Raw genomic sequence first — 12,795 nt, forward strand, 5'->3', positions numbered from 1 at the left:
TTTCCCCGAAGTGGACCGATACCCGGCCCGCCCCCTCCCCCTACGCTGCCGCCCATGCACCGCACCCTCGCCGACGACCTCTCGCGGCTCCCCGAACTCCTCCAGTCCGTCCGGGACTTCGCCGCTCGTGAGCTGGGCGGTGTGGCCGAGCGGCCGGTCGTGCACCCCGGGAAGGCGCCCGCACAGGACCCGCTGCCGGTCGACGGGAGCGGTGCGGAGGGTGCGCTCGCGCGGTTCGCCGAGCGGTGGGCGCCCGGTTTCTCGGGGTCGGCGGGGCCGCGCTACCTCGGGTTCGTCACGGGCGGTGCGACGCCCGCGTCGGTCGCCGGGGACTGGCTGACCAGCGCGTACGACCAGAACGTGTCCGGCGCGGCCGGTTCCTGGGCGGCGGCGTTGGAGCGGGAGACGGTGGGGTGGCTGCGTGAGCTGTTCGGGTTGGGCGAGGCGCACTCCGGGGCCTTTGTGACCGGTGCGACCGTGTCCAACACCGTGGGGCTGGCCGTCGCCCGTGAGTGGGTGGGTGAGCGGCTGGGCGTGGATGTGTCCCGGGACGGGGCCGCCGCGCTCGGACCGGTCGACGTGCTCTCCGGCAGCCCGCACTCCAGCGTCGCCAAGGCGCTGTCCGTGCTGGGCATCGGCCGGGACCGGCTGCGGCCGGTGCCCGTGCTCGCCGGAAACCGCGAGGCCGTCGACGTGGCCCAACTCGACGCCGCCCTGGCCGAGTTGGGCGGCCGTCCGGCGATCGTCGTGGCGAACGCCGGGACCGTGAACACCGTCGACTTCGACGACCTGCGGGCCATCGCGGCCCTCAAGGAACGGCACGACTTCTGGCTGCACGTGGACGCCGCGTTCGGCGGTTTCGCCGCCCTCTCCCCCGCCCACGCCCACCTCGTCGACGGACTCGACGCGGCGGACTCGGTCTGTGTCGACCTGCACAAGTGGCTCAACGTGCCCTATGACGCGGCCGTCCAGTTCACCCGCCGCCGGGACCTGCAGACCCGCGTGTTCCACAACTCCTCCCCGTACCTCGGCCTGCCGACCGGCGACCCGGACTTCCTCCACCTCACCCCCGAGAACTCCCGCCGGCTGCGCGCCCTCCCGGCCTGGTTCTCCCTCCTGGCCTACGGCCGCGCCGGGCACCGCGAGATCGTCGAGCGCAACGTCGCCCTCGCCCACCGCCTCGGCGAGGGCATCGCCGCGCTCCCGGGCCTGCGGCTGTCGGCGCCGGTCCGGCTGAACGTCGTCTGCTTCACCCTCGCGGACAACCCGACGCAGGAACGGGTGGCCGCCGTGGCAGAGGCCGTCGCCGCCTCCGGCGAGGCGTTCCTGACCCCGACGGTGTACGACGGGACGCCCGCGCTGCGTGCCGCGTTCAGCAACTGGCGTACGTCCGAGGCCGATACGGACCGGGTGCTGGCGACGCTCGCCTCACTGTCCCTCTGAAACGGCCTTCCGGAAGCCGGTGTTGACCGCGGTGAGGCCGCCGTCGACGGTGAGGGCCGTGCCGGTGATCCAGGAGGCGTCGCGCGAGGCGAGGAACGCGACGGCAGCCGCGATGTCCTCCGGCTCGCCGACCCGGCCGAGCGGATAGAGCCCGCGTACGGCGTCCAGGTCGTTCTCCCGCCCTTCCCACGCGGAGGTGCGGACCGTGCCCGGCACCACCAGGTTGACCCGCACGCCCCGCTTGGCCGCGTGTCCGGCGAGGGTGCGGGTCAGGGAGGCGAGTCCGGCCTTGGCAGCGCTGTAGGCGTGGTTGCCGAAGTCCTGAATCCCGTTCACGGAACCGATGTTGACGACGGCTCCGCGTCCGGAGGCGGCCAGGTGCGGGAGTGCGGCACGGCAGCAGCGGTACGGTCCGGTGAGCGTGATGTCGATGTCGCGGGCCCACTCGTCGTCCGGCTGGTCCTCGAAGAGCGGGTGGTCGGGGGTGCAGTGGGCCGCGCTGTTGACCAGGACGTCGAGCGCCCCGAACATCGCCACGGCATGGGCGACAGCGCGCTCCACCGCCTCCCGGTCCCCCACGTCGCAGCCGAACGCCTCGGCGCCGAGCCCGAGTTCACGCAGTCCCGCCGCCGTCTTCTCCGCCTCGGCCGGATCGACGTCGGTCACCAGCACCCGCGCCCCCTCCTCGCCGAGCCGCCGCGCGACGGCCGCGCCGATGCCGCGGGCCGCACCGGTGACGAGAACTCCGTATCCCTCGAAGCGCCTTGAGTCAGTCATGGTCCAGAACGTACTGCCGTGACGATCAACTCGGCAGATACCGTGCGGACATGAACGCGTTCATACAGCAACTGCCCGCGCTGATCGGTGTGGTGATCGGTGCGCTCGGTTCGTACGTGGCGATCGTGCGGGGTGAGCGGGTGAGGTTCCAGCGGGAGCGGGAGGCCCGTTGGGAGGAGCGGCGGCTCGCCGTGTACACCGACTACGCACGAGTCCTGAAGCAGACGGTCACGCTCACCTACCGGGTCGCGTCCCACTTCCGCAACGACCCGCACCCCCACCCGCTCACACCCGAGGAGGCGGCACCGATGATCGCCGAGGCCGCGCTGGCCCGCGACCCGGCAGGAGAGACACTGCTGATGCTGGGCAGCCCGGATGTGGTGGCGAAGGCCCGGGTGTGGGTCACCTCGGTGCTCGCGATGGAGCGGTTCCTGCGCGACGGCACACACGATCCGGAGGCGTGGCAGGACCTGCTGCAACGGCAGCGGGAAGGGCGCCAGGGCTACTACGCGGCCGTACGTGATGATCTGGCCCTGCCGCCAGGTCACTCGGCCGCGTGGGCGCTGCCGCCCGCGCACCCCGTCTGAACTCACCGATACCCGGTCACGTCCGCTGCCTTCCCCACGTCCTGCACCTCCACCAGATACCGCCACGCGTCCGGTCGGCTCCCGTCGAGATCCGTGAAGCCGTAGACCGGGGCGAGCCGGCCGCTGGACAGTGACTGCCCGTTCCAGCGGGCCAGTTGGGGATCGGTCGCGAGGGCTGCCACCGCGCGGCCGACATAGCGCGGGGTCTCCGAGATGGCGAAGTGGGGGACGCGGTCGAGGGCGTCGCGCCAGTTCTCCTCGCGTACGCCGAACTGGTCGAGCATGATCTCCGAGCGCAGCCAGCCGGGGGTGAGTGCCACGGCGGTGGCGCCGCGTGGGCCGAGTTCGTGGCCGAGGGCGAAGGCCATGCGCAGGACGGACGACTTGGCGAGGTCGTAGAAGAAGGAGACGCGGTAGGTGTCGCGGTTGTACTCGGCGGTGCCGTCGGTGACTTCGACGACCAGGCCGCCGGGGCGGCGCAGCAGCAGGGGCAGGGCGTGGTGGCTGGTGATCGCGTGTGTCTCCACCGCGAGCCTGAGGAGCCGGAGCCCTTTGTCGAGGTCGTGTTCCCAGACCGGGGTGTCCCAGGCGAAGAGGTGCTCGCCGCCCCAGATGTCGTTGACGAGGATGTCGAGGCGGCCCTGATCGTCGTCGATGCGGTCGACGAGGGCCCGTACGGCAGAGGGGTCCAGGTGGTCGGTGGGTACGGCGATGCCCCGGCCGCCGGCGGCGGTGACGAGGTCGGCGGTGTCCTCGATCGTCTCGGGCCGGTCGTACTCGGAGCGCCGGGCGCGGGTGGTGCGGCCGGTGACGTAGACCGTGGCGCCGGCCGCGCCCAGTTCCACGGCGATCCCGCGTCCCGCTCCGCGTGTCGCCCCCGCGACCAGCGCGACCTTGCCTTCCAGTGGGCCCGGCATGTCCGGCCTCCCGTGCTCGTTCGACGTGTCTCCTGTCGATCGTGCACGGGAAGCCGGACATCTTCTGTCGGGATTGTGTCGGGGGCGTCAGTGGCCCCGCGCGATCCACTCCTCCAGGTGAGCGGCCTCGGCGCCGACGGTGGTCGAGTCGCCGTGTCCCGTGAGCACCTTCGTCTCCGGCGGGAGGGTCAGGAGGCGGTCGCGGATGGAGTCGATGATGGTCGGGAAGTGGGAGTACGACCGTCCCGTGGCGCCCGGGCCGCCGTGGAAGAGGGTGTCTCCGGTGAAGACCGTGCCGAGCCCGGGGTCGTAGAGGCAGACCGCGCCGGGCGCGTGCCCGGGCGTGTGCAGGACCTTCAGGTCGGCGCCCGCGGCCTCGATCACCTGGCCGTCGGCGAGATGGGCGTCGGGGTCGCGGTCGGGGTGGGTCTGCTTCCACAGGGGCAGGTCGTCGGGGTGCAGCCAGATCTTGGCGCCGGTGCGGTCCGCGAGGGCGGGGGCGGCGTCGATGTGGTCGTTGTGGGCGTGGGTGCAGATGATCGCGGTCAGTCTGCGGTCGCCGATCGCCTCGACGATGGCGTCGGCGTCATGGGCGGCATCGATGACGACGACCTCGTGGTCGTCGCCGACGATCCACACGTTGTTGTCGACGTCCCAGGTGCCGCCGTCGAGCGTGAACTGCCCTGAGGTGACGAGGTGTTCGATGCGTGCGGCCATCAGAGGACCACCACCGAACGCAGCACGTCCCCGCCGTGCATCCGCTCGAACGCCTTCTCCACCTCGTCGAGTTGGACCGTCTCGGTGACGAACGCGCCCAGATCCAGGCGGCCTTGCTGGTGCAGGTCGATCAGCATCGGGAAGTCGCGGGAGGGCAGACAGTCGCCGTACCAGGACGACTTGAGGGAACCGCCGCGCCCGAAGACGTCCAGGAGCGGGAGTTCGAGCTTCATCTCGGGCGTCGGGACGCCGACGAGGACGACCGTGCCGGCGAGATCACGGCCGTAGAAGGCCTGCTTGTACGTCTCGGGGCGGCCGACCGCCTCGATGACGACGTCGGCGCCGAAGCCGCCGGTCAGTTCGCGGATCGCCTCGACGGCGTCGGACGTCTTGGAGTTGACCGTGTGGGTGGCGCCCATCGTGAGGGCCTTCTCCAGTTTGCGGTCGTCGATGTCGACGGCGATGATCCGTGCCGCGCCCGCGAGCCGCGCCCCGGCGATCGCCGCGTCGCCGACCCCGCCGCAGCCGATGACGGCGACGGTGTCGCCGCGTCCGACGTTCCCGGTGTTGATCGCCGCGCCGATGCCGGCCATCACACCGCAGCCGAGCAGCCCGGCGACGGCCGGGGAGACGGTCGGGTCGACCTTCGTGCACTGCCCGGCCGCCACCAGCGTCTTGTCGGCGAAGGCGCCGATGCCGAGGGCCGGGGAGAGTTCCTGGCCGGTCGAGGCGAGGGTCATCTTCTGCTCGGCGTTGTGGGTGTTGAAGCAGTACTGCGGCCGGCCGCGCAGACAGGCCCGGCAATTACCGCACACCGCACGCCAGTTGAGGATCACGAAGTCGCCCGGGGCGACATCGGTGACGCCCTCGCCGACCGACTCCACGATCCCCGCCGCCTCATGGCCGAGCAGGAAGGGGAAGTCGTCGCTGATGCCGCCCTGCTTGTAGTGCAGGTCGGTGTGACAGACCCCGCAGGCCTGTACCTTCACCACGGCCTCACCAGGGCCGGGGTCGGGTACGACGATCGTCTCGACCCGGACCGGTTCGTTCTTTCCCGGCGCGATCACGCCGCGCACTTCCTGCGCCATGGTCCTGAACCCTTTCGTCGATCGTTGTCCCTGCCTGAGACCCTACGCGTGACTGATCGGTAAGGGCACGACGGAGGCTCGACACCGTCGGCGGCGGCCGACGTAGCCTGAATGCTCCGACCGCATCCCGAGGAGCGCCGTGGCCATCGCAGGGACTCGGAGCGGCCCGCCGGCCTGGCGGCTGCTCCTCGACTACGTACGGCCGCACCGCTGGGCCCTGTTGGCGGGCGCGCTGCTCTCGCTGGTCACCGGCGGCACCGGACTGCTGCTGCCGCTGGTGGCGCGCGGACTCATCGACGACCTCTCCCACGACCGGACGATCACCGGGGCGTTGCTCGTGATGTCGGCACTGGTGGTCGCCAACGCGGCGGTGGGCGCGCTGGGTTCGTACGTGCTGCGGCGCACCGCCGAGTCGGTGGTGCTCGGTGCGCGGCGCGCCCTGTCGTCGTATCTGCTGCGGCTGCGGATCAGCGCGGTGGACCGCAGCGAGCCAGGTGACCTGATGGCCCGCATCACCTCCGACACCACCCTCCTGCGCGAGGTCACCACCGATTCGCTGGTCGGCCTCGGCACCGAGGGGCTCATCCTCGTCGCGACGATCGTGATGATGGGCCTGGTCGACCCCGTGCTGCTGGCCGTCACGCTCGGCGTGATCGTGGGCGCGGGCACCGTGCTCAGCGTGATCGTGCCGCGCATCAACCGGGCCAGCCGACAGGCGCAGGACGCGATCGGTGTGATGGGTGCTTCCCTGGAGCGGATCCTCGGCGCGCTGCGCACGGTGAAGGCGTCCGGCGCCGAGGACCGCGAGGAGCGCACCCTGCACGCGGCGGCCGAGGAGTCGTGGCGGCAGAGCATCCGCGCCGCCAAGTGGGCGGCTGCGGCAGGCAATACGGCCGGCCTGTCGATGCAGATCGCGTTCATCACCGTCCTCGCGGTGGGCGGAGCGCGCGTGGCCACCGGCGCGATAGACGTCGGCACCCTGGTCGCCTTCCTCCTCTACGTCTTCTTCCTGATGCAGCCGATCCAGCAGGTGGTCGGCGCGATCACGCAGTACCAGACGGGCGCCGCGGCCCTCTCCCGCATCCAGGAGGCGCTGGAACTCCCGGCCGAACCCCCGTCCCTGCCCGCCGAGTTGCCCTCCCCCGGCGCCGAGCCGGCGTCCCTCGCCTTCGACGACGTCCGCTTCCGCTACGCCGACGACCTGCCCTACGTCCACCACGGCGTGACCTTCGAGATACCGGCCCAGGGCATGACGGCGTTCGTCGGCCCGTCCGGCGCGGGCAAGACCACCGTGTTCTCCCTCATCGAGCGCTTCTACGACCCCGAGTCCGGCGCCATCACCCTCGACGGCCGGAACCTCGCGGACTGGGAACTGTCCGGACTCCGCTCCGCCATCGGCTACGTGGAACAGGACGCGCCGGTCCTGTCGGGCTCCCTGCGCGACAACCTGCTGCTCGGCAACCCGGACGCGGACGACGACGCCGTCACCCGCGTGGTGAAGACGACCCGCCTGGACGGTCTGGTCGCCCGGCTCCCTAAGGGCCTCGACACCCTGGTCGGCCACCGCGGTACCCGTCTCTCCGGCGGCGAACGCCAGCGCGTCGCCATCGCCCGCGCCCTGCTGCGCCACCCCCGCCTGCTGCTCCTGGACGAGGCGACCTCGCAGCTGGACGCGGTCAACGAGGCGGCCCTGCGCGACACCGTCGCCGATGTGGCCCGTACGACGACGGTCCTGGTCGTCGCGCACCGGCTGTCCACGGTGACGATGGCGGACCGGATCGTCGTCATGGACGCGGGCCGGGTCCGCGCGGTGGGCACGCACCGGGAGCTGGTGAGCGCCGACCCGCTGTACGCGGAGCTGGCGGCGACACAGTTCCTGGCCACGGCGGGCTGAGCTCGGGGCACGACCGAGGGCCGCCCGTTTCCGGACGGCCCTCAGGGTCTGGGTGCTGCGCGGTCCCGCTACCCGACGGCGGGGAGGAGTCCCGTGACCGGCGCGGCCATGTCGGTGACCTGGTGCAACTGCTGGAGGTCGTTGAGGTGGTTCAGCGCCTTCATCTGGTCGGCGACCTTGGGGATCTGCGCCTGGTGCTCGGCGGGGATCTCGCTCACCGCGAGCGAGTCCAGCAGGGCGACCGGGCTGACCTTGCCGTCCTTGAAGGCGGGCGCTTCGGCTGCGTTCGCCATCGGCGCGACGAGGCCGGTGACCCCGACGGCGAGACCAACGGCGGCGGCAATACGTCGTGTTGAGATCATGCTTGCAGCAACGCGGACGGCAGCCGCACGGTCACGGGCGCCGGGCGCCGCTCACCCGTCAGGAGGAGTGCGCCCCTGCGTTTGCCGACCCCGGCGCGGCGGAGGAGTCTCGTAGGAGAGGCCCGCGCGGCTCGCTCCTGTTCGGGTCGCGGCCCTCCGAGGAGGTCACCATGGGCACCGCGGCACGCCCCGGCTTCGACACCGAAGCCCTGCGCCGGGGCATCGAAGATCACACAGCGGCGACACTTCTGTCGCTCTACGCCGACGACGCGGAGATCCACGTCGTCGACCACCAGACCCAGCCCAGCAACCCCAAGGTCCTGCACGGCCGGGACGAGATCGGCGCCATGCTCGCCGACGTCTACAGCCGCGACATGACGCACAAACTGGAGGAGTGCGTCGTACAGGGCGATCGAGTCGCCTACAGCGAGTCCTGTCAGTACGCCGACGGGACCCGGGTCCTGGCCGAGTCGATGCTCGTGCTGAACGACGGCAAGATCACCCGGCAGACCATGATCCAGGCATGGGACGGCTAGCGAGGATGGTGCCGAAGGTCCGGGTCACCACCCGGCTGACCTGGACCTTCTCGGCGAGTACGGTGCCCGTCGGCCCTGCTGGGACTCGACGGCGAGGACCAGTTTCCGCAGCAGGTCTGCGAGCGTCCGCCGCTCTGCTGGGGTCAGCGCTGCGAGCAGCGCGAGCTCGCCCGCTTCCTCCGCCGCCACATGGTCCTCGAGCACTCCGTATCCGGCGTCGGTGAGGCGTACCCGCACCCGCCGCCGGTCCCCCGTCTCATGGGTACGGGCGATCAGCCCCGCCTCCTCGACGGCCGCGAGCCGCGCGGAGAGCGCCCCACGGGTCAGTCCCAGCAGCTCCGCCAGCTGCGACGGACTCGCCTCGTAGGGCGGCCCGAGCCTGCGCAGCATGAGCAGCACCTTGAACTGCCACTGCTTGAGCCCGTCCGCGTCGAGCACGTCCCGCCGTGCCTGACCGGCATGGCGGGCCATGATCGCCAGCCGGAAGAAGATCTCCTCCTTCACCGGGTCCATCCAGGTGAGTTCCTTCACCCAGAGCGCCACGTGCCGGTCGACCGAGTCCTCCATCGTCTGCCTCCCGCAGTGGTTTTCTTGTGGATAGTTTTTCGCATAACTACCTTCCCCGCCATGACATCCACAGTGAACGCGGTCATCCCCGTCGACGAACTCATCGCCGCCGCCCACGAGTTGAGCGTGACGGGACGATGGGAGCGCGCCTCCCGCCTGCTGGACGCCTGCATCACCGACGTACCCGGCCCCCGGGCACAGCTCGCCCGTGCAGCCGCCCAAGTCGCCCTGGAACAGGACTGGTTCGCGGGCACGGACACCGCGACGGCACGTATCGAAGCGGCTGAGAAGGAGTTCCCCGGCGGCGACTGGGACGTGGACTTCGCGCGACTGCGGAACACCTACCGGCGGCTCCTCGTCGTCGACGGCAGGCTCCGGCTGGGCCCGGACGGGAAGGACCCCGAGACCCTCGCGTCCCTGCGCCACGAAGCGGAGGTGCTGCGGGACGACGCCCCGGACGAAGGGCGCCGGGGCTGGGCGGAGATGTACCTCGGCCTGATCACCGACAACCATTTCGCCGACCTGGCAGGAGCACCCCCGCACTACGCGTCCGCGCTGCGCGCCGCCGAGTCGGTCGACGAGCCGCTGCTGGCCCGCGAGGCGCTGCGCCACCTCGGCGACCACGACCACGACGCCGGTGACCACGACCTGGCCCTGGAACGCTGGCGCCGGGCGGCCACGCTGGGCGCCGGCGCGGGCACGGTCCCCGGCACGCTCTCCCAACTGCTGCTGCTCGCCGTGCTGGCCCGGGACTCCGGCGACGAGGCAGGGGCCGGGGCACTCGCGACGGAGGTCGCCCACTGGGCGGAGGCCATCGGGGCACCACGCCTCGCGGCGCAGGCCCGGGACTTCCTGACCGGTGTCGACCCGACGCAGCCGCCCCAGCAGGACGGGGCCCGACGGCCGTAGGACTCTCTCGGTTAGGCTGTTCGTGGGTCGTGACTGGCGCTGAGGTGGAGCACCACCGTGGAGCGGCCCACGCGGAGTGAATGCCGTGCGCCTGGGCGACTGGTCAACCAGCTCAGGAGTGGATCATGTCCCAGGCACGGCTCATGGACGGTACGGCGCTCGCCCGGCGGATAGTCGAGGACACCGCGAAGCAGGCCGCCGACCTCACGGAACGCACCGGTACGGCGCCCTGTCTGGCGACGGTCCTGGTCGGCGCGGACCCGGCCTCCGTCACCTACGTCCGGATGAAGCAGAACCGCAGCCGCAAGGCCGGCATCGAGTCCCGGCACGTCGAACTCCCCGCCACCACGACCACCGCCGAACTGGTCGCCACCCTCACCGCGCTCTCCGCCGACCCGAGCGTGCACGGCATCCTGCTCCAGCACCCGATGGGCGAACACATCGACGAGCGGGCCGCGTTCGAGGCGATCGCGCCGGAGAAGGACGTCGACGGCGTGACCTTCGCGTCCTTCGCGGCGATGAGCTTCGGTCTGCCGGGCTTCGTGTCCTGCACGCCCGGCGGCATCATGCGGCTGCTCGACGAGTACGACGTCGACCCGTCCGGCAAGCGGGCCGTGGTCGTCGGCCGCAGCGCGATCCTCGGCAAGCCGGCCGGCATGCTGCTCCTGGCCCGCGACGCGACGGTCACCTACTGCCACTCCCGTACCCGCGACCTGTCGGTGGTGGTCCGCGAGGCGGACATCGTGGTCGCCGCCGTGGGCCGCCCCCGGCTGATCCGCGGCGAGGACATCAAGCCGGGCGCGGTCGTGCTCGACGCGGGCTACAACGCGGGCAACGTCGGGGACGTGGACTTCGACTCCGCCGCCGAGCGCGCCTCGCTGATCACACCGGTGCCGGGCGGCGTCGGCCCGATGACGATCGCCACGCTCCTGGAACAGACGGTGACGGCCGCGGCCCGGCAGCTCGGGGTGTGATCAGCGCGTCCACGCGCTGTACTCCATGACGTCCCCGGCCTTGACGCCGTACTCGGGCTGGTCCTTCGTGAAGGTGCTCTCCATCCCGAGAACGGTGCCGGTCGCCGGGTCCATGATCAGCATCAGCCGGCTGCCCGACTGCCGATACACATAGGCCTCCCCGTGCCGCCCGAGCCGGTCGGTCACCTCCCCCACCGGCCGCAGCCCCTCCGCCCCCGCGAGCAGCCGTGCCAACGCGGCCGACTCACGCGCTCCGAGCGTCCAGTGGTCCAGCAACTCCCCCACGGCGGAAAGGAGTTCGGGGGTGGTCAACGGCGTCTTGCTGTACGCCGTCTCCTGGAGGTACGCCCGCAGTCCCGCCACGTCGTGCGGGGGCCGGGCCTCGGGCGGCACATCGCTCCAACTCGGCGGATACGTCGTCTCCTTGACGACATGCCCGTCCTCGACGAGACGTTCCGTGTGGCTGTCGTCCGCGTTCCAGCGCACGATGCGTTCCTCGGGGATGGTGACCGGCGGTTTGTCGTCGGACATGCCGAGACTCCACGACTGCACGTGAGTTCCCTTGCGCAGAACGGGAGTTCCGTCGACCGCGACCGCCGCGGCGAGAGCGGCGAGCTGTTTCAGGGACACGGGCGTGGAGTGGGCCTGCACGACCAGGGGGCGGGGCGCCGCCACGGCGGGAGTGCCGCTCGGTCCGCCCAGCAAGAGCGTGAACACGGTCGCCGCTACGGCGACTCCCGCCACGAGACTCCAGAGCAGCCGACGACGCCGTTCGTGCAGCAGCCGGTTGAGCCGACGGGTGGCGTGGTGGTCGAGCGGTCCGTCGCCGTAGAGGGGACCATCGGCCGTGAACGGGTTGGCGCCGCGCAGGAGTTCAAGCTCATCGACCATGGCGATACTCCTCCGGTCCACCTGTAGCGCCCCTTAGGGGCGCGGGGAACTGCGCGACCAGCCACGACGGCGCCGCAGAATACTCGATCAACGCCCCGCCCCTCCCAGCACCGAGAGCCGATCGATCTCCGCTCTCAACCTCCGCCGCGCCCGATGCAATCGCATGGCCGCAGCCCGCACACCGCACCCAAGGACAACAGCGACCTCCTCCACACCCAGCTCCTCCCAAGCCGTAAGCCGCAGTACCTCCTGGTCGCCCGACGACAACCGCGCAAGCGCCTCGTGCACCCAGGAACCAGGCGTCTCCGCATCGGGCCCCGCCGCAACCTGCCGCCCGTGCGCGCTCTCGTCATTGCCCAACCGGTCGACAAGCCGACGCCGGCGCCCATAACCGCGCACCGCGTTGGCCAGGCAGTTGCGTGCGACGCCGTACAACCACGGCAGCGGAGCCGACGGCAGATCCGCACGGCGCCGCCAGGCGACGGTGAAGACCTCCGCCACCACTTCCTCCACCTCACCGCTCCGCCCGTCCAGTCGCCGGGCAACGTAGCGGCTGACCGCCCAGTAGTGCTCGCGATAGGCAGCGGCGAAGATCTCGTCGTTGCTCATGTTCCGTTCGTGTCCGGCACCGGGGCGATCGTCACACCCGTTTTCGTGATTCTCCTCGCGCCCGTCGAGTGTGACGTGCGGGCGGGGCGCGGACACAGGCGGGGCGTGAGAGACCTCAAGAGCATCAAGTGGCTGACGACCACGGATCACAAGACGATCGGCACGCTGTACCTGGTCACATCGTTCGCGTTCTTCCTGATCGGCGGCGTCATGGCGCTGCTGATGCGCACCGAACTCGCCAGACCCGGGCTACAGATCATGTCCAACGAGCAGTTCAACCAGGCGTTCACGATGCACGGCACGATCATGCTGCTGATGTTCGCGACGCCGCTGTTCGCCGGTTTCACGAACTGGATCATGCCGCTGCAGATCGGCGCCCCGGATGTCGCCTTCCCCCGCCTCAACATGTTCGCCTACTGGCTCTACCTGTTCGGCTCGACCATCGCGGTCGGTGGCTTCCTCACCCCGCAGGGTGCGGCCGACTTCGGCTGGTTCGCCTACTCCCCGCTGTCGGACGCGGTCCG

Annotated in this window: 15 protein-coding genes and 1 riboswitch; of the genes, 7 read left to right on the forward strand and 8 right to left on the reverse strand. The window is 71.1% G+C overall.

The genetic code is table 11. From position 1 onward, the window contains the following. Positions 1-54 precede the first annotated feature (54 nt). On the forward strand, positions 55-1,443 hold the full coding sequence (locus JHN45_RS44090) for a pyridoxal-dependent decarboxylase (RefSeq protein WP_201054962.1): 1,389 nt from the start codon (positions 55-57) through the stop codon (positions 1,441-1,443). On the opposite strand, the gene JHN45_RS44095 is transcribed toward JHN45_RS44090, so the two are convergent. Further along, positions 1,429-2,220: an SDR family NAD(P)-dependent oxidoreductase gene (locus JHN45_RS44095; RefSeq protein WP_201054964.1), complete on the reverse strand. Its 792-nt coding sequence runs from the start codon at positions 2,218-2,220 to the stop codon at positions 1,429-1,431. The genes JHN45_RS44090 and JHN45_RS44095 overlap by 15 nt on opposite strands. Positions 2,221-2,270: 50 nt before the next feature. Here JHN45_RS44095 and JHN45_RS44100 point away from each other — a divergent pair, with 50 nt between their 5' ends. Beyond that, positions 2,271-2,807 (forward strand): hypothetical protein, encoded by a 537-nt coding sequence (locus JHN45_RS44100; RefSeq protein WP_200710260.1) that lies wholly within the window; start codon positions 2,271-2,273, stop codon positions 2,805-2,807. 2 nt (positions 2,808-2,809) lie between these two features. On the opposite strand, the gene JHN45_RS44105 is transcribed toward JHN45_RS44100, so the two are convergent. From JHN45_RS44105 to JHN45_RS44115, 3 genes are all read right to left on the reverse strand, one after another. Beyond that, on the reverse strand, positions 2,810-3,724 hold the full coding sequence (locus JHN45_RS44105; RefSeq protein ID WP_201054967.1) for an SDR family oxidoreductase: 915 nt from the start codon (positions 3,722-3,724) through the stop codon (positions 2,810-2,812). 87 nt (positions 3,725-3,811) lie between these two features. Next, entirely contained in the window at positions 3,812-4,441 is a 630-nt protein-coding gene (locus tag JHN45_RS44110) for an MBL fold metallo-hydrolase (protein ID WP_200710258.1), read from the reverse strand. After that, a complete protein-coding gene (locus JHN45_RS44115; RefSeq protein WP_201054968.1) occupies positions 4,441-5,529 on the reverse strand; it encodes an S-(hydroxymethyl)mycothiol dehydrogenase in 1,089 nt (362 codons plus the stop codon). The genes JHN45_RS44110 and JHN45_RS44115 overlap by 1 nt, the downstream gene beginning before the upstream one ends. A gap of 139 nt (positions 5,530-5,668) precedes the next feature. Here JHN45_RS44115 and JHN45_RS44120 point away from each other — a divergent pair, with 139 nt between their 5' ends. Next, positions 5,669-7,423 carry an ABC transporter ATP-binding protein gene (locus JHN45_RS44120; protein ID WP_201054969.1) on the forward strand — a complete coding sequence of 585 codons (1,755 nt, stop codon included), beginning with the start codon at positions 5,669-5,671 and terminating at the stop codon, positions 7,421-7,423. A 68-nt stretch (positions 7,424-7,491) separates the two neighbouring features. Here JHN45_RS44120 and JHN45_RS44125 read toward each other — a convergent pair whose 3' ends face one another. Further along, positions 7,492-7,785, reverse strand: a complete 294-nt coding sequence (locus JHN45_RS44125; protein WP_201054970.1) for a hypothetical protein — start codon at positions 7,783-7,785, stop codon at positions 7,492-7,494. Positions 7,786-7,955: 170 nt separating this feature from the next. Between JHN45_RS44125 and JHN45_RS44130 the strand changes: the two genes are divergently transcribed. Continuing rightward, a complete protein-coding gene (locus JHN45_RS44130) occupies positions 7,956-8,321 on the forward strand; it encodes a nuclear transport factor 2 family protein (RefSeq protein ID WP_093623413.1) in 366 nt (121 codons plus the stop codon). A gap of 24 nt (positions 8,322-8,345) precedes the next feature. On the opposite strand, the gene JHN45_RS44135 is transcribed toward JHN45_RS44130, so the two are convergent. Further along, positions 8,346-8,888, reverse strand: coding sequence for a MarR family winged helix-turn-helix transcriptional regulator (locus JHN45_RS44135; RefSeq protein ID WP_201054974.1), 543 nt, complete (start codon positions 8,886-8,888; stop codon positions 8,346-8,348). Positions 8,889-8,948: 60 nt separating this feature from the next. Between JHN45_RS44135 and JHN45_RS44140 the strand changes: the two genes are divergently transcribed. Both JHN45_RS44140 and JHN45_RS44145 read left to right on the forward strand, forming a co-directional pair. Continuing rightward, entirely contained in the window at positions 8,949-9,797 is an 849-nt protein-coding gene (locus JHN45_RS44140) for a hypothetical protein (RefSeq protein WP_201054975.1), read from the forward strand. A gap of 19 nt (positions 9,798-9,816) precedes the next feature. Next, positions 9,817-9,901: riboswitch (ZMP/ZTP riboswitch) on the forward strand. Between the two features lie 21 nt (positions 9,902-9,922). Then, entirely contained in the window at positions 9,923-10,771 is an 849-nt protein-coding gene (locus tag JHN45_RS44145) for a bifunctional 5,10-methylenetetrahydrofolate dehydrogenase/5,10-methenyltetrahydrofolate cyclohydrolase (protein WP_200710252.1), read from the forward strand. On the opposite strand, the gene JHN45_RS44150 is transcribed toward JHN45_RS44145, so the two are convergent. Together JHN45_RS44150 and JHN45_RS44155 are read right to left on the reverse strand one after the other, a co-directional pair. Beyond that, a complete protein-coding gene (locus tag JHN45_RS44150) occupies positions 10,772-11,662 on the reverse strand; it encodes a CU044_5270 family protein (protein WP_201054976.1) in 891 nt (296 codons plus the stop codon). 87 nt (positions 11,663-11,749) lie between these two features. Beyond that, positions 11,750-12,271, reverse strand: a complete 522-nt coding sequence (locus JHN45_RS44155; protein ID WP_200717786.1) for an RNA polymerase sigma factor — start codon at positions 12,269-12,271, stop codon at positions 11,750-11,752. Positions 12,272-12,376: 105 nt separating this feature from the next. Between JHN45_RS44155 and JHN45_RS44160 the strand changes: the two genes are divergently transcribed. Continuing rightward, positions 12,377-12,795, forward strand: a 419-nt coding sequence (locus tag JHN45_RS44160; RefSeq protein ID WP_201054977.1) for a cbb3-type cytochrome c oxidase subunit I, incomplete at its 3' end; no start/stop codon positions are given.

The organism is Streptomyces sp. MBT53 (assembly GCF_016654115.1).
Lineage (GTDB): Bacteria > Actinomycetota > Actinomycetes > Streptomycetales > Streptomycetaceae > Streptomyces.